19 protein-coding genes are annotated in these 20,294 nt (G+C 71.0%); 10 read left to right on the top strand and 9 right to left on the bottom strand.

Annotated features, from left to right (window positions below; translation table 11 throughout):
- Positions 1 to 20: 20 nt before the first annotated feature.
- The 4 genes from C470_RS12885 to C470_RS12870 all read left to right on the top strand — a co-directional run bounded on the left by C470_RS12885 (position 21) and on the right by C470_RS12870 (position 4,143).
- On the top strand, positions 21 to 902 hold the full coding sequence (locus tag C470_RS12885) for a homoserine kinase (protein WP_007345125.1): 882 nt from the start codon (positions 21 to 23) through the stop codon (positions 900 to 902).
- A 204-nt stretch (positions 903 to 1,106) separates the two neighbouring features.
- Positions 1,107 to 2,156, top strand: coding sequence for a metal ABC transporter substrate-binding protein (locus C470_RS12880; RefSeq protein WP_008367779.1), 1,050 nt, complete (start codon positions 1,107 to 1,109; stop codon positions 2,154 to 2,156).
- Positions 2,153 to 3,055 carry a metal ABC transporter ATP-binding protein gene (locus tag C470_RS12875; RefSeq protein WP_008367778.1) on the top strand — a complete coding sequence of 301 codons (903 nt, stop codon included), beginning with the start codon at positions 2,153 to 2,155 and terminating at the stop codon, positions 3,053 to 3,055. The genes C470_RS12880 and C470_RS12875 overlap by 4 nt, the downstream gene beginning before the upstream one ends.
- Positions 3,052 to 4,143: a metal ABC transporter permease gene (locus C470_RS12870; RefSeq protein WP_008367777.1), complete on the top strand. Its 1,092-nt coding sequence runs from the start codon at positions 3,052 to 3,054 to the stop codon at positions 4,141 to 4,143. The genes C470_RS12875 and C470_RS12870 overlap by 4 nt, the downstream gene beginning before the upstream one ends.
- 36 nt (positions 4,144 to 4,179) lie before the next feature.
- Here C470_RS12870 and C470_RS12865 read toward each other — a convergent pair whose 3' ends face one another.
- Positions 4,180 to 5,793, bottom strand: coding sequence for an HTTM domain-containing protein (locus C470_RS12865; protein WP_008367776.1), 1,614 nt, complete (start codon positions 5,791 to 5,793; stop codon positions 4,180 to 4,182).
- 147 nt (positions 5,794 to 5,940) lie between these two features.
- Between C470_RS12865 and C470_RS12860 the strand changes: the two genes are divergently transcribed.
- The gene (locus tag C470_RS12860; protein WP_004595362.1) at positions 5,941 to 6,357 is read left to right on the top strand and encodes a thiol-disulfide oxidoreductase DCC family protein; all 417 of its coding nucleotides are present in this window, start codon (positions 5,941 to 5,943) and stop codon (positions 6,355 to 6,357) included.
- Between the two features lie 61 nt (positions 6,358 to 6,418).
- On the opposite strand, the gene C470_RS12855 is transcribed toward C470_RS12860, so the two are convergent.
- From C470_RS12855 to C470_RS12845, 3 genes are all read right to left on the bottom strand, one after another.
- Complete coding sequence (locus tag C470_RS12855; RefSeq protein WP_008367773.1) at positions 6,419 to 6,973, bottom strand: dihydrofolate reductase; 555 nt, start codon at positions 6,971 to 6,973, stop codon at positions 6,419 to 6,421.
- Positions 6,973 to 8,001, bottom strand: coding sequence for a thymidylate synthase (thyA, locus tag C470_RS12850; RefSeq protein WP_008367772.1), 1,029 nt, complete (start codon positions 7,999 to 8,001; stop codon positions 6,973 to 6,975). The genes C470_RS12855 and thyA overlap by 1 nt, the downstream gene beginning before the upstream one ends.
- Positions 8,002 to 8,115: 114 nt before the next feature.
- Positions 8,116 to 8,712 (bottom strand): hypothetical protein, encoded by a 597-nt coding sequence (locus C470_RS12845; protein WP_007996797.1) that lies wholly within the window; start codon positions 8,710 to 8,712, stop codon positions 8,116 to 8,118.
- 142 nt (positions 8,713 to 8,854) lie between these two features.
- Here C470_RS12845 and C470_RS12840 point away from each other — a divergent pair, with 142 nt between their 5' ends.
- Positions 8,855 to 9,931, top strand: coding sequence for a pyridoxal-phosphate-dependent aminotransferase family protein (locus C470_RS12840; RefSeq protein ID WP_008367771.1), 1,077 nt, complete (start codon positions 8,855 to 8,857; stop codon positions 9,929 to 9,931).
- A 66-nt stretch (positions 9,932 to 9,997) separates the two neighbouring features.
- Positions 9,998 to 10,420 carry a hypothetical protein gene (locus tag C470_RS12835; RefSeq protein WP_008367770.1) on the top strand — a complete coding sequence of 141 codons (423 nt, stop codon included), beginning with the start codon at positions 9,998 to 10,000 and terminating at the stop codon, positions 10,418 to 10,420.
- Here the strand turns inward: C470_RS12835 and C470_RS12830 are convergent.
- Positions 10,380 to 10,607, bottom strand: coding sequence for a hypothetical protein (locus C470_RS12830; protein ID WP_233125152.1), 228 nt, complete (start codon positions 10,605 to 10,607; stop codon positions 10,380 to 10,382). The two genes, C470_RS12835 and C470_RS12830, sit on opposite strands and share 41 nt — an antisense overlap.
- A 91-nt stretch (positions 10,608 to 10,698) precedes the next feature.
- On the opposite strand from C470_RS12830, the gene C470_RS12825 reads away from it, so the two are divergent.
- Complete coding sequence (locus C470_RS12825) at positions 10,699 to 11,685, top strand: aldo/keto reductase (RefSeq protein ID WP_008367767.1); 987 nt, start codon at positions 10,699 to 10,701, stop codon at positions 11,683 to 11,685.
- 58 nt (positions 11,686 to 11,743) lie between these two features.
- Here the strand turns inward: C470_RS12825 and C470_RS12820 are convergent, their stop codons facing one another.
- Positions 11,744 to 14,938, bottom strand: coding sequence for an FAD-binding and (Fe-S)-binding domain-containing protein (locus tag C470_RS12820; RefSeq protein ID WP_008367762.1), 3,195 nt, complete (start codon positions 14,936 to 14,938; stop codon positions 11,744 to 11,746).
- A gap of 120 nt (positions 14,939 to 15,058) precedes the next feature.
- Here C470_RS12820 and C470_RS12815 point away from each other — a divergent pair, with 120 nt between their 5' ends.
- The gene (locus C470_RS12815) at positions 15,059 to 16,729 is read left to right on the top strand and encodes a lipopolysaccharide biosynthesis protein (protein ID WP_008367760.1); all 1,671 of its coding nucleotides are present in this window, start codon (positions 15,059 to 15,061) and stop codon (positions 16,727 to 16,729) included.
- Between the two features lie 55 nt (positions 16,730 to 16,784).
- Positions 16,785 to 17,669, top strand: a complete 885-nt coding sequence (locus tag C470_RS12810; protein WP_008367757.1) for a succinylglutamate desuccinylase/aspartoacylase domain-containing protein — start codon at positions 16,785 to 16,787, stop codon at positions 17,667 to 17,669.
- Positions 17,670 to 17,759: 90 nt separating this feature from the next.
- Here the strand turns inward: C470_RS12810 and C470_RS12805 are convergent, their stop codons facing one another.
- From C470_RS12805 to C470_RS12795, 3 genes are all read right to left on the bottom strand, one after another.
- Positions 17,760 to 18,137 carry a DUF5811 family protein gene (locus tag C470_RS12805; RefSeq protein WP_004599570.1) on the bottom strand — a complete coding sequence of 126 codons (378 nt, stop codon included), beginning with the start codon at positions 18,135 to 18,137 and terminating at the stop codon, positions 17,760 to 17,762.
- A 73-nt stretch (positions 18,138 to 18,210) separates the two neighbouring features.
- Entirely contained in the window at positions 18,211 to 18,756 is a 546-nt protein-coding gene (locus tag C470_RS12800) for a pyruvoyl-dependent arginine decarboxylase (RefSeq protein ID WP_008367756.1), read from the bottom strand.
- A gap of 493 nt (positions 18,757 to 19,249) precedes the next feature.
- A complete protein-coding gene (locus C470_RS12795) occupies positions 19,250 to 20,239 on the bottom strand; it encodes an HFX_2341 family transcriptional regulator (protein WP_008367754.1) in 990 nt (329 codons plus the stop codon).
- Positions 20,240 to 20,294: the final 55 nt, after the last annotated feature.

The raw sequence follows: 20,294 nt of genomic DNA, 5'->3' as shown, positions 1-20,294 counted from the left end.
CCCGAGAGACACTCCCCGCCATGGTAACGGTACGGGCCCCCGCGACGAGCGCGAACCTCGGGAGCGGCTTCGACGTGTTCGGGGCGGCGCTCTCGCGGCCGGCGGACGTCGTCACCGTCGAGAAGGCGGCCGAGACGACGATAGAGGTCACGGGGGTCGGGGCGCAGTACATCCCGGAGGACCCCGAGAAGAACACCGTCGGCGCCGTCGTCGAGGCGCTCGACGCGCCCGCGCGGATCCACATCGACAAGGGCGTTCGCCCGGCCTCCGGGCTCGGCTCCTCGGCCGCGAGCGCCGCGGGCGCCGCGGTCGCGCTCAACCGGCTCTACGACCGCGGGCGCTCCCGGGAGGAGCTGGTCCCGATCGCCGCTGAGGGCGAGGCCGTCGTCTCTGGGGTCGCGCACGCCGACAACGTCGCCCCCTCGATCCTCGGCGGGTTCACCGTGACGACCGCGGACGGAACGCGGTCGGTCGACGCCGCGATCCCGCTGGTCGTCTGTCTTCCGGACGTGGCGGTCTCGACCCGCGACGCGCGCCGGGTCGTCCCCGAGAGCGCTTCGATGGAGGAACTGGTCGAGACGGTCGGCAACGCGGCGACGCTCGCGATCGGGATGTGCCGCTCGGACCCCGACCTCGTCGGCCTCGGGATGAGCGACCCCGTGGTCACGCCGGAGCGCGCCCGCCTCATCACCGGCTACGACGAGGTCCGCGAGCGCGCCTTCGACGCGGGCGCGACCGGCGTCACCGTCAGCGGCGCCGGCCCCGCGGTGATCGCCGCCTGCCGCGAGCGCGACCGCCGCGACGTCGCCGCCGGGATGCTCGACGCCTTCGCCGGCGCCGGTATCGAAGCCCGGGCGTATCAGACCCGGATCGGCCGCGGCGCGACGTTCCTCGCGGACTGAGCGGCGCCGGGCGGCCGCCGAGCCGACGACCCGAGTAGCGACCAGCGACGGCGCCGGGCGGTAGACGCCCGCGAGCGACCGAGTACCGATCAGCGGCGGCGCCGGGCGGAAGCCATATATGATGCGGGAAAACATAAGATTAGACGAGTCAAAAAATTGGATGTGACTTCTGATATGCCTACTGAACGCAACGACGACCGAGCGGTGACGCGACGCGACGCGGTGCGCGCCGGGGCGGCGACGGCGCTGGCCTCCGTCGCCGGCTGTACGTCGCTCCCGGGCGCGCCGGTGGGGTCCGGCCGGGCCGAAGGCGACGACGGGGGACCGGTCGCCGTGGCCTCCTTCTTCAGCTTCTACGACTTCGGCCGCCAGATCGCAGAGGGGACCCCGCTGACCGTCGAGAACCTCGTTCCGACGGGGCTCCACGGCCACGGCTGGGAGCCGAACGCGAGCATCACACGGCGGATCATCGAGGCGGACGCGTTCGTCCACGTCGGCGAGGACTTCCAGCCGTGGGCCGACCGCGCCATTCAGACGCTCGAGGCCGACGGCGCGGACACCGCGCTGATAAACGCCCGGGAAGGGGTCGACCTCGTGGACCTCGCCGCGTCGCTCGACCGCGACGAGGAGGGCGTCGGCGCCGAGCGCGGGAAGGACCCGCACTTCTGGCTGGACCCGCGGCGCGCGAAGCGGTCTGTCGACAACATCGCCGAGGGGTTCGCGGCGGTGGCTCCGGACCACGCGGACCGGTTCCGCGAGAACGCGGAACGGTACAAAAGCGAGGTGCTCGACCGCATCGACGCGGACTACCAAGCGATCTTCGACCGCTCGGACCGCGACGTGGTCCAGCTGGCCGCGCACAACGCCTTCCAGTACATCGGGGTGCGGTACGGCGTCCGGATGCGGCCGCTGGTGACCAGCCTCGCGGCGAGCGGGGACGTCAAGCCCGCGGACATCCGGGAGGCGACGCGAGTCATCCGCGAGAACGACATCCGATACATCGCCAACGGCGTCTTCGAGTCGCAGCGGCCGGCCAAGCAGCTCGTCCGGGAGACCGCCGTCGAGGCCTACTTCCCCGCCACGCCGTACGCCGGGGTCCGCGACGAGTGGGTCGCGGAGGACTGGGGCTACGAGGAGATCGCGTACAACATCAACATGCCGACCTTCGAGATCGTCCTCGGAAACGAGACGCCGGAGGCCGCGGCGCCGACCGACGGCTGGGTCGACGAGTGGCGGAACTTCGAACCGGTATGAGCGCGAACGACGCGGACCGCGCGACCGTCACGGGAAGCACCGAACGCGAGACCGCGACCGCCGTCTCGGAGGCAGAGGGCCCGATCGTCGACCTCTCCGGCGTCACCTTCGGTTACACGGCGACGCCGGTCGTCGAGGACGTGTCGCTGGCGGTCGAGTCCGGCGAGTACGTCGCCGTCGTGGGCCCGAACGGCTCCGGGAAGTCGACGCTGATGCGGCTCATGCTCGGGCTGCTCGGTCCCGACACCGGGACGGCCCGGCTGTTCGGCGAGGACGCCGCTGGGTTCAACGACGGCGAGCGCGTCGGCTACGTCGCCCAGCGGGCCACCGCCGCCGAGGACATGCCCATCACCGTCCGCGAGGTGGTGAAGATGGGCCGGTTCCCGTATCTCGGCCTCGACCGGCTGACCGACGGCGCGCTCGCAGACGAGTTCGCCGCCGACCCCGTCAACACGGCGCGGCGGACCGCCAACGTCGTCACGGGGCGGCTCACCGCCGACGACTGGGAGATCGTCGACGACGCCCTCGCGACCGTCGGGATGAGCGCGTTCGCCGACCGGCGCATCGGGCGGCTCTCCGGCGGCCAGCGCCAGCGGGTGTTCATCGCCCGGGCGCTGGCCGGCGAGGCCGACCTGCTGGTCTTAGACGAGCCGACCGTCGGCGTCGACGCCGAGTCCGTCGACGCGTTCTACGACCTGCTCGGCGCGCTCAACGAGGCGGGCATCACCGTGGTCCTCATCGAACACGACCTCGGCGCGGTCGCCGAGCACGCCGACCGCGTCGTCTGTCTCAACCGCGAGGTGTACTTCGACGGCCCGACCGACGAGTTCGTCGAGAGCGACGCCTTGGCCCGAGCGTTCGGAACCGAGGCGCGCTTCCTGACGCGGGGTGGCGAATGAGCGACCCGCTGACCGCCGCGGTCCTCGCGTGGCTCCTCGCCGCGGTCGACCAGTCGCCGGCGCTCGCGTTACAGGGCGGCCTCGGCGGCGTCGGAGAGGTCGTCTTCGGCGTCCTGCTGTGGGCGTTAGACCAGTGGTACTGGCTGATGGACTGGGCGTACTACTTCACCGGGCTGGAGATGCTGGACCCCCGCTATCGGTACATGCACCGGGCGTTACTCGTCGGTCTCTGCGTCGGCGTGATGGCACCGCTCATCGGGACCTTCCTCGTCCACCGACAGCTCGCGCTCATCGGGGACGCGCTGGCGCACACCGCCTTCGCCGGGGTCGCGGTCGGGCTCTTCCTCAACGCCGTCATCGACCTGGGGGTGTCACCGTACCTCACCGCCGTCGTCGTGGCGATGATCGCCGCGCTGTTCATCGAGCTCATCTCCGAGACGACGGACGCGTACAACGACGTCTCGATGGCGATCGTCCTCTCGACGGGGTTCGCGCTGGGGACGACGCTGATCAGCCTCAACGCCGGCGGGCTCGCCGTCGGGGTGAACCAGTATCTCTTCGGCAACCTCTCGACGGTGTCGCCGCAGAGCGCCGGGATCCTGCTGGTGCTGTTCGTCGTCATCGTCGGAACCGTGGCGGTGACCCGGAATCAACTCCTGTACGTGACCTTCGACGAGACCGCGGCCGCCGTCTCCGGGATCCCCGTCAACTGGTACAACCGCGTGATGGTGATGTTGACGGCGATGGTCGTCGTCGGCGCGATGCAGATCATGGGCGTCATCCTCGTCGCGGCGATGCTCGTCGTGCCCGTGGCGGGCGCGACGCAGGTCTCTCGCAGCTTCGCCGAGTCGCTCGTCGTCTCGGTGGTCCTCGCCGAGCTCGCGGTCCTCCTCGGCATCGGCGTCGCCTACTACGGCGGCGTCACCGCCGGCGGGGTCATCGTGCTCATCGCCGTGGGGATCTACGTCTGTGCGGTCGCGATCGGGAAGCTTCAGTCGGCCCGCGGCGAGCGAGAGACCAGCGAGATGGGGGGCATCGAGACCGACGGCGCCGACGGCGGCATCGGAATCGGGGGTGACCGACCGTGACGGCCGACGAGGGGGACCGCGCGCTCGTCCCCCGGCTCACTCGTTCTGAACGAACGCGCCCGAGCAGTCGTACTCGATCAGCTCGAACTCGTTCGCGGCCTGAACGCTCCCGTTGTAGGGGTTGGTCCGCTCGTACGCCTGGTAGACGGTCACGTTTGCGACGGCCGTCTCGTGGGTGCGGTTCCAGCTCCCGCAGAGGTAGTTCGCGAGGTACGAGCGGTGGTTCTCGTTGTCGGCGCCGTAGACGTTCTTGAGGTACTTCCGCCAGCGCGAGGTCGGATAGGTGGTCTCCGCGCGCGCCGGCCTGTCGAAGGTAACCGCCGCGTCCCGCAGCACGTCACGTTGGGTCCCGTCTTCGAGCGTCCCGACCGCGACGTACCACCGCGTCGTGCGGATCGGGTCGGGCGCGAACATCTGCCACGACTGCTCCATCTCGGCGGCGTCCAGGGCGTCGTCGGCGGGCTCCGGAACCTCGGCGTAGCCGACCGACGCCGCGCTCGACAGGAGGATCAACACGAGGAAGACGTAGGGAAGGACCGTCGAGAAGAGGACGCGTCCGCGGGCGAGACCCGCGGCGAGGTCACTACCGCGGAGGTCACCGAGACGCTCCGACGGGGCCGGTCGGGGAAGCGACGCGCCGGCCGAGAGGGCCGTCCTCGCCAGGGATTCGAAGCGGGCCCGCCAGCGCGCGAGCGCCGTCGACCAGTTCAGCCGGTCTGCGGCGCGCTCTATGGCGTCCCAGACGGGCGTCTGGAGGAACGGGATGAACCCGACGACGACGACTATCGGGAAGAGGCCGACCCGTATCGTGACCGCCATCCCGAGGTGCATGCCGACGAACAGCGAGGCGAGGGCGGCGCGCGGAATCCCCGTGAGCAGGAGCAACAGCGGCGACGCGAACAGCAGGGCGACCCACAGGAGCGTGAACACCCGCAGGAGTCCGGTGAACTCGGCCAGGTAGTTACCGAGGAGGTAGGTGAACTGGTCGGCCTGCATGACGTACGCGACCGCCTCCCCGCTCATCCAGACCTCGCTCGCGTACTTGTGGACGGAGTTCGTCAGGTACATCACCAGTATCTGCAGCAGGACCGCCATCGTGGCGACGCTCGCCACGGAGGCGGTCGCGGCGGACTCCGCGCCGGCTCCCCGGTCCGCTCGCCTGACCGCGTCGACCGACCAGCGGGCGCCGAGCGGGAGGAAGACGCTCCAGAAGAGCAGCATGCGAAGCAGGGTGTCGCCCGAGTTCAACACCATCGGGTTCCGGGCGTGGAGCGACACCAGCAGCACCCACGAGACGAGCGTCACGAGTCGCGTTCGGTACCCGACGACCAGCGCGAGCGCGAAGGCGCCGGCGACCGCGAACGACAGGGCCACGGCCCACGGCTCGCCGGAGAGCGCGTGTAGCGAGTGGCTCGTCGAGTAATCCGAGAGGAACGCCCGGAGCGGCAGCACCCCGTAGTCGGTGTAGAAGGCGGTCAGCGATCGCGAGCGCAGGAGCAGGTCGACGATCACCAGGGTTCCGAGCCCGATCCGGAACGCGGCGAGCGCCCGCAGGTCGACCGAGACTCGCGCGGCGACCGCGGCCGCGAGCCGTCGAACGGCGGCGGTGAGCCGCGACCGGACGGTCGAGGCGGAGGGGTTTCCAGCCATGCTCTTTTGATCCAACTTGTTGGAGACGCCGAGGGACCGGTATAAGTTTTCCGTGCGACGGGGCCGCCTCGGTCTCGGGCGTCCGCGGGACGAGCGTCGGCTCCACCGGAATCCTGAACTGCGACGGCCGCGTACGTCCGACAGGTGATGGACGAGGACATCCCGGAGGACGCCGCGATCGTGCTCTTCGACGGCGTCTGTAACCTCTGTAACGGGTTCGTACAGTACATCTTCCCCCGCGACCCGGAGGGTAAGTACCGGTTCGCCTCGCTCCAGTCCGACGTGGGACAGGCCCTCTTGGCCGAACACGACCTCGCGACCGAGGAGCTGGACTCGATCGTCCTGATCGAGGGCGGCGAGAGCTACGTGAAGTCGTCGGCGATCATCCGGATCGCGACGGGGCTCGGCGGCCGCTACCGGCTGCTCTCGCCGTTCCGCTACGTGCCCGAGGCGGTCCGCGACCGCGTGTACGACTTCGTCGCCGACAACCGGTACCGCTGGTTCGGGAAGAAGGACCGGTGTATGATGCCCTCGGGGGACGTGGAGTCGCGGTTCATAGAGTGAGTCGCAGGCTCGGTGTGAGCGGAGGGGCGCGTCCCGGCGTCCGGTCCCGCTCCGGCCGCGTTCAGTCCCCGTCGCGCCGCTCGTAGGTGAGGAACGCGAGGTCGCCGTCGCTCTGGCGCTCGCGCTCGGCCCACGACCCGGAGTCCCACTCGGGGAAGCGGGTGTCGCCCTCGGGGCGCTCCGGGATCTCGGTGAGAACCATCCGGTCCGCGCGCTCCAGGTACGCCTCGTACACCGTCGCGCCCCCGATGACGTAGACGGCGTCGACGCCGCGGGCGGCGGCGTCCGCGTTCGCACGGGAGCGCGCCGACTCCACGTCGTGCGCGACGACCGCGCCCTCGGGAAGGTCAGCGTCGTCGATGGGGCGGGTCGTCAACACGACGCTCGTCCGGTCGGGGAGCGGGCCGCCGATCCGGTCGGCGATGCGCTCGTACGTCTTCCGGCCGACGATCACAGGGTGGCCGGTCGTCAGTCGCTTGAATTGCGCCAGGTCCGCGGGGTAGTGCCACGGCATCCCGCCGCCGTCGCCGATCACGCCGTTCTCCGCGACGGCGGCGACGAGGACGAGGTCCGGATCGGCGTCGCGCTCCGCCGCGGAAGCGTCGCCGTCCGCCATCACTCCGCGACCGCGAACGAGATGCCGTCCGCGGAGTCGTAGTCGACGACCTCGACGTCGTCGTACGTCAGCTCGTCGAGCGGCTTATCCGCGACCTCAATGCGGGGGCGGTCGCGGGGCGTCCGCGAGAGCTGTTCGAGCAGGCCGGGCACGTGGTCGTACCCCTCCTGGCCGTTCGGCTCGTCGGGGGCGGTGCGCTCGACCCAGCTCTTCACGTCGAGGTAGTCGTCCTTGGTCTCGACGTTGCCGAGGCGCTCCTGAACGTAGCGGAGGTTGTTGGCGTACCACTTCCCGCGGTCGCCGCGGCCGCAGTAGACGTGCGCGTCGACGACGGTGTGGCCGAACTCCCCGACCTCGAAGCCGGTCCGCTGGGCGAGCGCGTTCGCGAGCAGCGCGTACGCCGCGATGTTGAACGGGACGCCGAGGGCGATGTCGCCCGAGCGCTGCGTGAGGTGGAGGTTGAGCCGGCCGTCCTGGACGTTCACCACGAAGGTGTAGTGGCAGGGCGGCAGCGTCGAGACGGCGGCGTTCGCCGGATGCCACGCGTTCACGACCATCCGCCGGGAGTGGGGGTTCTCTTCGAGGGTGTCGAGGACGTACTGAATCTGGTCGAAGGTGCGCCGCGTCGTCCCGTCGGCGTCCTCCTCGACGGTGACCCAGCGGTGGGCGTCGTCGGGCCACGTCTCGCCGGGGAGCGCGGCGTCGGTCTCCGGGACCGGGTAGCGGCGCCAGAACCGACCGTAGGCGGTGTCGAGCTTCCCCTCCTCGTCGGCCCAGGCGTCCCATATCTTCGTCTCCTCGCGGAGGTTCCGGATGTGCTCCTCGCCGGAGAGGTACCAGAGCACCTCGTGGATGAGCGAGTTCCACCGGTGGCCGTCCATCTTCTTCGTGGTCAGGAGTGGGAACCCCTCCGCGAGGTCGACGGTGTACTGCCCGCTGAACGTCGCGATGGTGTCGACGCCGGTTCGGTTCGGCTTGTAGGTGCCGGTCGAGAGCGCCTCGTCGACGAGGTCGAGGTACTGTTGCATGGTGGGGTGCGCGCGCCGGGATCGGTCGCCGGCGCGGACTGTTATCTGGTCAAACGAGGCGGGAAAAGTAAGCGCGTCGGTCCGACGGTCGAGGCCAACTCGTCGGCCGCGGCCTCATCGGTACCGGTCGGGAAGGTACGGGTCGAGAGATGAGGGGAGCAGCGGGATCACGGCCGCCGCGATCTCCGCGAGTCGCCGGCGGAGAACGGTGTACGCGACCGCGACGGCCAGCGTCCCGATCACGATCTGTCGGAGGGGGCTGTCGACCAGGAGGAGCAGGGGGACACCCAGCCCGACCGAGAGCGCGAGGTCCTCGACCGCGCCGTCGTACCGGACGCCGCGCCGCGGCGCGATCCACTTCTCGCGGTGGTGGTCGTACACCGCGCGGTCGGAGTTGCCCTCCCACGGCCGGAGTTCCAGCCCGCCCCCGTACATGTCGGCGACGCTGTGGAGCGCCGCGCCGAGGAGGAAGAAGGCGACGCCGACGGTGAGCGTCGACGGCGCGGCCACGGCCGCGAGGAGCGCGGGGACCGCGAGGACGGAGTAGTAGACGGGGTAGTGGAGCGTCCGCCGGTGGCCGGTGTACATGTCGAGGTCGGGGAGGAGCCCGCCGAGGAAGCCGGCGGCGAACCCGACGGGCGCCAGCTCCGGCGCTGCCCGCACCAGCGGGGCCGCGAGCAGCATCCCCGCCAGCACGTGGGTCGGAAGCATCATCGTACCGGAACGCAGGCGACAGAAATATATGAGCGTGTCGGCGCCGCGACCGTGGTCGACCCCCGCGCAGCGACCTCCTGCGGCGCCTCGACGGCCGCTTTCGCGGTTCGTTTATATACCGCCGGCCGAACCGAGGCGTATGCTCATGACGCCGGGACCGACCGCGGTCCCCGAGCCGGTGCGCGACGCGATGTCCCGCGAGCTGATCAACCCCGACGTAGACCCGCGGTTCCGGGAGATATACGACCGACTCACGGACCGGCTCGCGACGGTGTACGGCGTCGACTCGGGCGGAGACGCCGGCCGCGACGTCGTCGCCCTCGGCGGCGAGGGGATCTTAGGGCTGGAGGCGGCGGTCGCCTCGCTCGTCGAGCCCGGCACCGAGGTGCTGTGTCTCTCGAACGGACTGTACGGCGAGGGGTTCGCCGACTTCGTCGAGTCGTACGGCGGCGACGCGACCCTCGTCGCCGCGGATCACGACGAGCCGCTCCCGCTCGACGCGCTCGAAGAGAGGTTGGCGGCCGCCGACGCCGACTTCGACCTCGTCACGATGGTCCACTGCGAGACGCCCACGGGGACGCTCAACGACGTTGGGAGCGCGCTCGATCGCATCGAGGCCGCCGACCCGGAACTGCTCACGGTCGTCGACGCCGTCTCCTCGCTCGGCGGCGTGGAGGTCCCGACCGACCGGATCGACGTCTGCCTCGGCGCCTCCCAGAAGTGTTTCAGCGCGCCGCCGGGGCTCGCGACGGCCGCGGTGAGCGACCGCGCGTGGGCCGCGATGGAGGCGCGCGACCCGCACTCGCTGTACGCGAACTTCCTCCCGTTCCGCGACGTGAGCGACGGGTTCCCCTACACGCACCTGACGACAGAGGTCGTCGCGCTCGACGCGGCGCTCGGGCTGCTGCTGGACGAGGGCCTCGACGCGGTACGGGAGCGACACGAGACGGCCGCGGCCCGGTGCCGCGAGCGCGGCGCGGAGCTGGGACTGGAGCCGGTTCCCGACCCGGAGCGCAGTTCGCCGACGGTGACCGCCTTCGAGGTCCCCGGTCGGGCCGAGGCGCTTCAGGAGCGGCTGCGCGAGGAGCACGACGTGATCCTCGCGACGGGACTGGGCGAAGACGCCGGAGACGTACTCCGCGTCGGCCACATGGGCCACAACGCGCGAGTCGAGCGCGTCGAGGAGACGATGGACGCGCTGGCGGCGGTGTTATGAACGAGGGGTGAGACGGGCCCGCAAACCGCCGATATCTTCATCTCAGACGCGGCGGGAGATCCGGTTATGCCGTCGCCACGCGAGGCGATCCGGGAGCACGGCTGGACAGTCGAACACGTCCCCCACGAGAGGATCGCGAAGTACAACGCCTGTTACCGCGTCGAACTCGACGGGAAGCTTATCTACCCGCCAGCGGCCGACGACCTAGGCATCCCGAGGAACGAGGTCTGGATCTCCGAGAAGTGGTTGAGGTACGACCGGTTCATCCTGTATCATGAGCTCAGAGAGATCCTCCACCGGGCGAACGGCCACGACAAGTCCACGGCGCATCGGCTCGCCGAACGCGACGAACTGTCGCTGTGGCGGGACAACCCCCGCTGGCGGGTGATGAACGCCGAGTGGGACCAGGGACGGGCGCACCTCCCGTTCCCGCACGAGGGAGGCGGCCTCAGTCGGCGGACCGCCGCAGCAACAGCGCGATCCCGGTGAGCGACACCGACATCCCGAACAGGATCACGCCGAGGTAGCCGACCGCGATCGACCCGATGTCCTGAATGTGCGAGTGGTACTCGTCGGTCACGTGCGCGTACAGCAGGAGGGTGCCGACCGCGCTGAGCAGGAGACCGACTGCGTTCACTACCAGCCCGAGCTTCGCCATGTCACTCGTGTCGTCCACGCTCCAGGTAAAAGTGAGCGGTGGAGTGGAACGTCGCGGCCTCGCCGCCTCCGGAACGCCCTTGCCCCCGCCGCGATCAGTAGCGGACAGTATGAACCACCGCGAACTCGGCGATGTCGGCGAGGTCAGCGAGGTCGGCTACGGCGCCTGGCAGATCGGCGGCGACTGGGGCGACGTCACGGAGGACGAGGCGGTCGCGGCGGTCGAGGCCGCCCGCGATGCCGGGATCGACTTCTTCGACACCGCGGACGTGTACGGCGACGGCCGGTCGGAGCGGATCGTCGGCGAAGTCCTCGCGGACGATATCGCCGCGGGCGACGTGACCGTCGCGACGAAGGCCGGGCGTCGGCTCGACCCGCACGAGGCCGACGGCTACGCGGAGGCGAACCTCAGGCGGTTCGTCGACCGCTCGCGCGAGTACCTCGGGATGGACACGCTGGACCTGGTCCAACTCCACTGCCCGCCGACGGACGTCTACTACCGGCCGGAGACGTTCGACGCGCTGGCGACGCTCGAAGACGAGGGCCGGATCGCGAGCTACGGCGTCAGCGTCGAGCGCGTCGAGGAGGGGCTGAAGGCGATCGAGTACCCCGGCGTCGAGACGGTCCAGATCATCTTCAACCCCTTCCGCCAGCGCCCCGCCGAGCTGTTCCTCGACGAGGCCGCCGCGCGCGACGTGGGCGTGATCTGCCGGGTGCCGCTCGCGTCCGGACTGCTGACGGGCGCGCTCTCGCGCGACGCGGAGTTCCCCGAGGACGACCACCGCAACTTCAACCGCGAGGGCGAGGCGTTCGACGTGGGCGAGACCTTCGCGGGCGTCCCCTTCGAGGCGGGCCTCGACGCGGTCGACGAGCTCGACGAGCGCCTGCCGGACGACCGCCCGCTCCCCGAGTTCGCGCTGAGCTGGATCCTCGACCACGACGCCGTCTCGACGGTGATCCCGGGCTCGACGACGCCCGAGCACGTCCGCGCGAACGCGGCCGCGAGCGACGCCGAACCGCTCTCCGACGCCGAGCGCGAGGCCGCGAGCGAGGTGTACGACGCCCACGTCCGCGAGCACGTTCACCAGCGCTGGTAGGGGGCGGGCACGGCCGGCGCGCGGCGAGACGGGAGCGAACCATGCGCCGTCACCGCACTCACTCGGCGAGCGCGGCCGCCAGCTTCTCGATCGGGTGCGGCGGCGTCTCGGCGCCCTCGCGGTCGCCGAGCTGCGACCGGCAGGAGGCGCCGGGCGCCGTCACCGCGTCGCCGTCGCTGTCGTCGACCTGCCCGAAGAGGATCCGCCCGATCGCCTGCGAGAGGTCGTAGTGTTCGCTCTCGTAGCCGAACGAGCCCGCCATCCCGCAACAGGAGGAGTCGAGCGGGTCGACGCCGTAGCCGGCCCGCCGGAGCACGCCGACCGCGTGGTGGTCCTTGTTCGTCGCCTTCTGGTTACAGTGGCCGTGGTAGGTGAGCGTCTCCGCGGGCGCCTCGAACGACAGGCGCTCGTCGACTCGGCGGGCGTCGAGGTACTCGCAGACGCCCGCCGCGGCCGACGACACCGCCTCGACGGCCTCGCCGTCGAGGAGGTCCAGGTACTCGTCCTGAAACATCACCGCGTCGGAGGGCTCGACGAAGAGGACCGACTGCCCCTCCCGGACCCGGGGCGCGAGGGCGGAGACGTTCTCGGCCGCGCGCTCCCGGGCCGCATCGAGGAAGCCGGTCGAGAAGGCGGCGCGGCCGGAGGGCGCGAGGTCGTCGGGCACCTCGACGCGCACGTCCGCGGCCTCCAGCACGCGCACCGCCGCCTTCCCGGCAGCCGGGTAACTGTAGTTCGTGTAGGTGTCGGGGAACAGCGCGACCGTGTCGACCGCGTCGCGCTCGTCGACCGCGGGGCCGCCGCGGGCCGCGAACCACTCCTCGAAGCTCGTCGACCGGAACGTCGGCAGCGCGCGTTCGGGGGCGATCCCCGCGACGGCGTCCATCGCCGCCCTGGCCCCGGGGACCTTCGCCGCCGCGTTCGACAGGGGCGCGAGCCTGCTCCCGAGCGCCGAGAGCCGGTCGATGTCGCGGAAGAGGCGCTCGCGTATCCCCGCCCCCTCCCGCTCGTGGTGGTCGTGTTTCACCTCCGCCTTCAGCTTCGCGAGGTCGACACCGGTCGGACAGTCGCTCTGACAGCCCTTACAGCCGACACAGAGGTCCAGCACCTCCGCCTGGAACCGGTCGGAGTGGATCTCCTCGTCGTCGAGCTCGCCGCTTATCGCGGCCCGGAGCATGTTCGCCCGGCCGCGAGTCGTCTGAATCTCCTCGCCGGAGGCCCGGTAGGTCGGGCACATCGTCCCGGAGTCGGTCTCGCGACAGGTGCCGCAGCCGTTACACAGCTCGACGAGCTCCGAGAACCCGCCCTCGTCGGAGAAGTCCAGCGACGTCTGCGGCTCGATCGACCGGTACGTCGGCCCGTACCGGAGGTTCTCGCGCATGTCCGTGTCGGCGGCGGCCTCGGGGTAGCCGCGCTCCGCGGCGGTCTCGCCGTCGACGTAGACGACCTTCCCGGGGTTCATCCGCCACTCGGGGTCGAACGCGGACTTCAGCTCCTGGAACGCCGACCAGAGCTCGTCGCCGTACATCTTCGGGTTGAACTCGGTGCGCGCGAGTCCGTCGCCGTGCTCGCCGGAGAAGGCGCCGTGGTGCTCTAAGACGAGGTCGGTGACGTCGGCGGCGATGTCGTGCATCGTCTCGACGCCCTCGGACTCCTTCAGCGAGAGGATCGGCCGGATGTGAAGCGTCCCGACCCCGGCGTGCGCGAAGTAGGCGGCCGAGGTGCCGTGGTCGGCGAGCACCTCCTCGAAGGCGGCGACGTAGTCCGCCAGCTCCGCGGGCGGCACCGACGCGTCCTCGATGAACGGGTACGGCTTCGCGTCGCCGTCCATGCTCATCAGGAGCGGGATCGCCGCCTTCCGGAGGTTCCAGAGGTCCTCCTGCGTTCCCTCGTCGTACGCCTCGATCACGTCGAACGCGTCCCGGTCGCCGCCGCCGAGGAAGCGGTCGTTCGCGTCGGCGACCGCCGCCTCGAACCCGTCGACCAGCTCCGAGTCCCACTCCAGCATGAGCGCGGCCGCGGCCCGGTCGGGGATCGGCTCCGCGTACTCGGCGTACTCCGGCGAGCCCGCGGCCAGCTCGACGACCGCGTCGTCCATAAGTTCGACCGCGCTCACCGGGAGTTCGAGCGCCTCGGGGACCGCGCGCATCGCCGCGTCGAGCGAGTCGAAGGCGTACAGGGCCAGCGCGGTCTCCTCGGGGCGGGTGACGAGCGAGACCGTGGCCTCCACGACGACGCCGAGCGTCCCCTCGGCGCCGACGAACAGCTTCGAGAGGTTGATGACGCGCTCGCCGTCGTCGTTCTCGGAGATCACCTTGTGGAGGTTGTACCCGGAGACCGACCGCTTCAGCGTCGGGTAGCGCTCCTCGATCTCGTCGGCGTTCCCCTCGACGAGCGCGCGGACCGTCTCGTACAACGCGGCCTCGCGCTCGCCGCCCGCCTCGCCCGCGACGATCGCCTCGTACTCGGGGGAGTCGAGGACCACGTCGCGGGTGTGGATCAGCGTGCCGTCCGCCAGTATCACGCGCAGCTCCTCGGTGTAGGCGTCCGTGATCCCGTACCGCACGGAGTGCGCCCCGGTGGAGTTGTTGCCGATGCCGCCACCGACGGTCGCGCGCGCCGAGGACGCGGGGTCGGGCGCGAACTTCAGGCCGTCCTCGGCGAGCCGGTCGTCGAGGTCGTCCTGGACGACCCCGGGCTGGACCGTGGCGCGGCGCGCGTCGGGGTCGACCGACAGGATCGAGTCCATGTGGCGCGAGCAGTCGAGCACGACGCAGCCGGGGCCGACGGTCTGTCCCGCGAGCGACGACCCCGCGCCGCGCGGGAGGACCGGGACGCCGTGATCGGCCGCGACCCGCATCGCCGCCCGCACGTCGTCGACCCCGCGGGGGTACACCACGCCCGCCGGCCGGGCCTGGTAGACGCTCCCGTCCGTCGCGTACAGCACCTGCGCGTACTCGTCGAACTCGACGCCGCCCGCGACCGCGTCGCGCAGATCGGCCGCGAGCGACCGGTACGCCTCGACGTCCGGCCGGTCGTGGCCCAGCGCGGCGGCGGAGACGATCGACCTCTCCGGGTCAGGCTTGGAAGCCCCGGTCGCCGTCGACCCGTCGCGCGCGGACCCGTCCGGCGCGGTCCGCGTCCCCTCCGCGGCGACCCCCCCGTCCGACGCTACCCGCCGCGCTCGGTCGCCGTCGCCGCTGTCGCGCGATTCGTCCGGGCCGCCGTCACCGGCGAGACCTCCTCCGTCCATGGGGAGAGTGGGCGGGATGAGGGTGATAAATCCATCGTGAACGATAATTATATTCATTTAGGGCGGCCGCGAAGCGGGTCGCTTTTTCCGCGGGACCGCGACCGACCGACGGAGACGACCGTGGGACACGAACGCGGCGAGGACGCGAGCGGTCCGGACGCCGGCGGCCGCGAGGGCGACGTGCGCTCCGAAAGCGGGGACGGCGCGCGTTCCGATAGTGAAGGCGGCGCGCGTTCCGATAGTGGAGGCGACGCGCGTTCCGGCGGTGAAGGCGGCGCGATCCCGGACGACGAGCGCGAGGCGCTGGAGACGATCGCGCACGGCGCGGTGCTCACCTCGGGCGGGGTCGCCGGCCAGCGCGCGCTGATCGCGGCGACCGAGTTCGCGCTGACCCGCGGGCTCGGCCCGACCGCCTACGGCGTGTACGCGCTGGCGTGGCGGATCGCGCAGTTGCTCTCGCGGCTCGTGACGTTCGGCAGCGTCCCCGCGATCCAGCGGTACCTCCCGGAGTACGCGGCGGACGCGGATCGGCAGGGCGCGGTCGCCGGCCTCGCGTACGCGACGACGCTCGGGTTCGGGGCCGCGATCGCGGCCGGCGTCTGGCTCGCGGCGCCGGCGATAAACGCCCGCACCGTCACGGAGCCGGCGTTCGCGGGGACGATGCGGGCGTTCGGCGGACTCGTCGGCCTCCTCGGCGTCGTGATGGTCGCGTCCGCGCTCTTCCGCGCGGTCGGGTCGGCCCGGGGCGAGATCCTCTTCAACAAGCTGTTGCGCCCGGGCGTCAGGCTCGTCGGCGCCGTCGGGGCGCTGGCGCTGGGCTACTCCGTCGTCGGCGTCGCCGGAGCGATCGTGGCCGCGACCGCGCTGCTCGCGGCGGCCGCGGTCCCCCTCTCCGCGTCAGTTACGGGGGTTCGACCGACGCTCCGGGGCGCTCGCGCGGAGGCGCGCCGCTTCTACGACCACGCGGCCCCGGTCGCGATGAGCAGCCTCGGGAAGGTGTTCCAGAACCGCGTCGACGTGCTGCTCGTCGGGGCGCTGCTGACGGCGACCGCTGCCGGCGTCTACAACGTCGTCCTCGTGGTGATCGCGGTCGCGTGGATCCCGCTCCTCTCGTTCAACCAACTCCTCCCGCCGGTCACCTCGGAGCTGTACGCGAACGACCGGACGGCGACGCTCAACGCGGTGTACGGCTCCGTCACGCGACAGATCGTCACCGCGGTCGTCCCGATCCTCGCCGTGCTGGCGGTGTACGGCCGCGAGATCCTGGCGCTGTTCGGCGAGGCGTACGTCGACGGCTACCTCCCCCTCGTCGTCTACCTCGGCGGCGTCTTCGTCGGGAGCGCGGTCGGGGCGACCGGCTGGCTGCTGATGATGACCGACCACCAGTACGCGCGGATGGCGCTCGACTGGCTGCTCGCGGGCCTCAACGTGGGGCTCACGTACGCGTTCGTCGTCCGGTACGGGCTCGTCGGCGCCGCACTCGGCACGTCGCTCGCCATCGCGGTACAGAACGGCATTCAGGTCGTCCTCCTCCGTCACTTCGAGGGGTTGTGGCCATTCGACCGGACGTTCCTCACCCCGCTCGCGGCGGGCGGCGTCGCCGTCGCCGCGATGTACGCGGTCCGAACGCTCCTGACCGGTCTCCCCGCGGTGCTCGCGGGGAGCGCGGTCGGGCTCGCGGCGTACGCGGCCTCGCTCCGACTCATCGGCGTGGACCCGCGCGACCGGTTCGTCGCGCGGCGGCTGGCGCGACGGTACCGGACCGCGCTCGCGGAGCGGGTCGAGCGGTAAATCTCTCGCAGGCGGATCGCGACGATTTATGAGCGGACGGCGACGTACTGACGGTATGCAAACGATCGACCGCGAGTCGGTGGGATCAGCTCGCGTCGCGATCGTCGGCGGGATCCACGGCGACGAGCCCGCCGGCGTGCGGATCGTGGAGCGGCTCGCGGACGAACTCGACCCGCTCGACTCGGCCGACCGAGGCGAGAGCGACGGCGATACGGGCTCCGAGGGGCTCGTCCGGCTCATCCTCGCCAACGAGCCGGCCATCGAGGCCGAGACGCGCTACACGGACGCGGACCTGAACCGGGCGTTCCCGGGCGACGCCGACAGCGACGAGTACGAGCGGGCGCTCGCGCCGCGGCTCACCGCCGAACTACAGGGGTTCGACGCCGTCCTCGCGCTCCACACCTCCCACAGCGCGCCGCCGCCGTTCGCCATCTTCAGCGACCTCACGGAGTCGGTCCGCCGCACCGTCACCGGGCTCCCGGTCGACCACGCCGTCGACGCGAGCGGCCTGCGGTCGACGACGCTCGACTCCACGATCCCGCACACCGTCTCCATCGAGGTGGGACGACAGGGCAGCGAGGAGGCGGCCGAGTTCGGCTACGAGGCGTGTCTCGCGTTCCTGCGGGTCCACGGCGCGATCGCGGACGAGCCGCCGACGTTCTCGGAGACGACTGTGGTGAAGGGCAGCGAGGAGGTGCCGAAGGGGGGCGGAGAGCCGCACGTCCACTTCGCCAACTTCGAGGCGATACCGGAGGGCGCGGTGTTCGCCGAGGACGACGTGCACACCCACCGCGTCGATGAACCGGGCGTGGTCCCGATCCTCGCGAGCGAGAACGGGTACGACGACATCTTCGGCATGTACGGGCGGGTTACCGGCGTGCTGAAACCGCCGGGAGAGGGGGATCCGCGGGTGTACCCGCGCGACGGGGCCGAAGACTGAGACGAGCGTCGCGACTCTGACGCGGGCGGCGACGACTGCGAGAACGGACCGGTCGGAGCGTTCGAACTGACTACGTCTCGGCGCGGAACGTCACTTCGCGGTCGGCGTGATGTCGCCGACGGCGTCCATCACCTGGACCGCCGCGCTGGCGGCGAGGCCGCGGGCGACCTCGTCGGTGTCGGACTCGGCGATGCCGGCGTCCAAGTCCTCCGGGTCGGGGGTGAAGCCGGCCGAAACCGGGTGGCCGGCCGGGGGGTTCACCGCGACGGTCGCCTGCGGGCCCTCGGCGCCGACGGAGAGTTCGGAGCCGACGGCGTAGCTGTCGGGGAGATACGATTCGGTGCGCGATACGATCCCGGCGACCGCGCGCCGGAGCTGTCGTTCCTGGTCCGGAGAGAGGTCGACGGCGGCGGGCGAGCCCGCGTCCGTCACACCCGGTGCCCCGGCGTACGGGTTGTTGCCGTTCATTCGAAGCTACGTCCTGTACGCGGAGCCGAGTCAAAAAGGCGTCGGCGGCGGCGACCGGAGCCGCACGAGACCCTCACAGGATCGGCTCGGACTCCCCGTACGCGGCGATCACGACCGCCGTCGCGTACCGATCCGGCTCGGCGGCGACCCTCTCGACGCGCGTCTCGCGGGCCGGGAGCTCCCAGTCGCGAAGGTCGGCGCCGGCGTCGAGGCCGGCCTCGATCCGCTCGCGGACTCCCTCGGGGTCCTCGCCGGTGACCTCGTAGAAGAGCCCCGGCCCCGGGCCGGTCGCCCAGCCGAGCCCCGCGACCGCGTCGGGGTGTCGGCGGGGCGCGCGCTTCGACTCGGCGCCCTCGGCCCCCGAGCGCCCGCCCTCGCGGAAGTCGACCTCGTCGCCCGGCCCGATCGTCCGGCGCGCCTCGACGACGGTGAGCCGGTTGCCGGCGGGGCCCAGGTCCGGGACCTCCGACACCGCCTCGACGGTGGCCTCGGCGGGGACGACGGAGGAGACCGCGACGAGGTTGTAGTTGTGGAGGTTCGCGTCCGCGAGCGCGGCGTCGTACGAGGCCATCGCCGTGTCGGCGACCCCGACGCCGCCGGCGACGTGGATGGTGTTCATCGACGCGGGATCGGCGGCGAGCGCGGTAAGGGGTTACGAACCCGACCGCCGGCGCGGATAGCATAAACTGTACGTAAAAATGCGGTGACGCGTGCCGATGAGCGCCCGGAGGGCGCGAATCGCACGCGCGAGGTCGTCGGGCGAAGCCCGACTGGCAGAGGCGCGTCGCGCCTCGCTGTCACCGAACTGCGTCCGGTTTCAAGCGAGAGCGAAGCTCTCGCCCTGTCGCCGGCGCTACGCGCCGGCTGCCAGAGGGACCTTCGGTCCCTCGCTGGACGCGGCGACCGAAGCGAGGGAGCCGCGAGGCTGGGGAGGCGTGAGGTGCGGTCGCCGTGCGGGGCGAGACGGGACGCAAAGGGGCAGCCGCGAGGACGGTGTCCGCCGGTGAGTCGCCATCAGCCACGTATAAACGATCGACTGGGGCTTTGGCGGTGTCCGTAGCCGATCCGCCAGTATCTATTTATAAATAAACGACCGATTCGCCCCGATCGACTCACGCCAGATCTCGATAGTCTCGGTCCTCGTCGGCGTGCGCGCGGACCCACAACTGGCCGGTCCGCGAGAGGCTCGTCCGGTGGGACTTCCCGTGCTCCTCGCGCTCGATGTACCCCTTGCCGCCGGGCCCGAGCCGGTCGACGTTATAGATGACCTTCGAGCGGAACGAGTCCGTGTACTCCTCGTTGAGCTCGGCCGCGAGCGTCTCCGCCAGCTCCGAGACGGACTCGAACTCGCCGTGTTCGCCGAGCGTGAACAGCACCAGCTCCTCGAACGGCTTGACGTTCTGGAAGGAGGCGACCGGGAGTTCGATCACGTGGCTGTCGCCGATTTTCTTCGCGCCGATGGTGGTGCCGCGCTCGTCGAACTCCGCGAGCAGGTCCGTGGTGCTCGCCAGCCGGTCCGCGACGCGGTCGGGGTCGACGCTCGCGTCGGTGACCGCCTCGTCCGTCCCCTCGTCGAGGTCGCGCAGGAGGTCCCGCGTGGCGCGCAGCTCCTCCGCGAGCTCTGTCTCCAGGTACTTCTCCGGGGCCGTGTAGTAGGTGTGGATGCGGTCGCGGTCCGCCTGCCGTTCGACCATGATCGAGTGGGCCGCGGTCGCGAACGCGAAGGAGACGGGCCGGGGCATCGAACAGAGGTTCACCCACACCTCGCGCTCGTCCGCCGGCGCGTCGCCATCGGGTGTCACCTCGGCGTCGTCGACTCCGTCGTCCCGGTCGAGTTCGGCGTTAATGAGGTCGAACGCACGCTCGAAGGCGGCGTCGTAGTCGTACACGTCGTCCAACTGCTCGCGCACGGTCTCCGCGCCGAGGAGATTCTGAAAGTCTTGCTCCAGCTTGCGCGCGATGTTCCGCGAGTACTCGACGTTGGCCTCGCTGCCGACCGTCCCCTCCAGCAGGATCACCCGGTCCACGTCGAACTGGTCCCGGATGAGCGGGGCGATCATCCGGTCGTAGTCGAACCCGACCGGAACGATGTGCGTCTGCATACGCGGCGTAGTTGGCGCGACCGCGGTAAAAAGGGCCGCGCACCGTCGCGACGGA

The organism is Halorubrum distributum JCM 13561, from assembly GCF_000337395.1.
GTDB classification, from domain to species: Archaea; Halobacteriota; Halobacteria; order Halobacteriales; family Haloferacaceae; genus Halorubrum; species Halorubrum distributum.
This window is presented reverse-complemented; position numbering and strand designations above follow the sequence as displayed.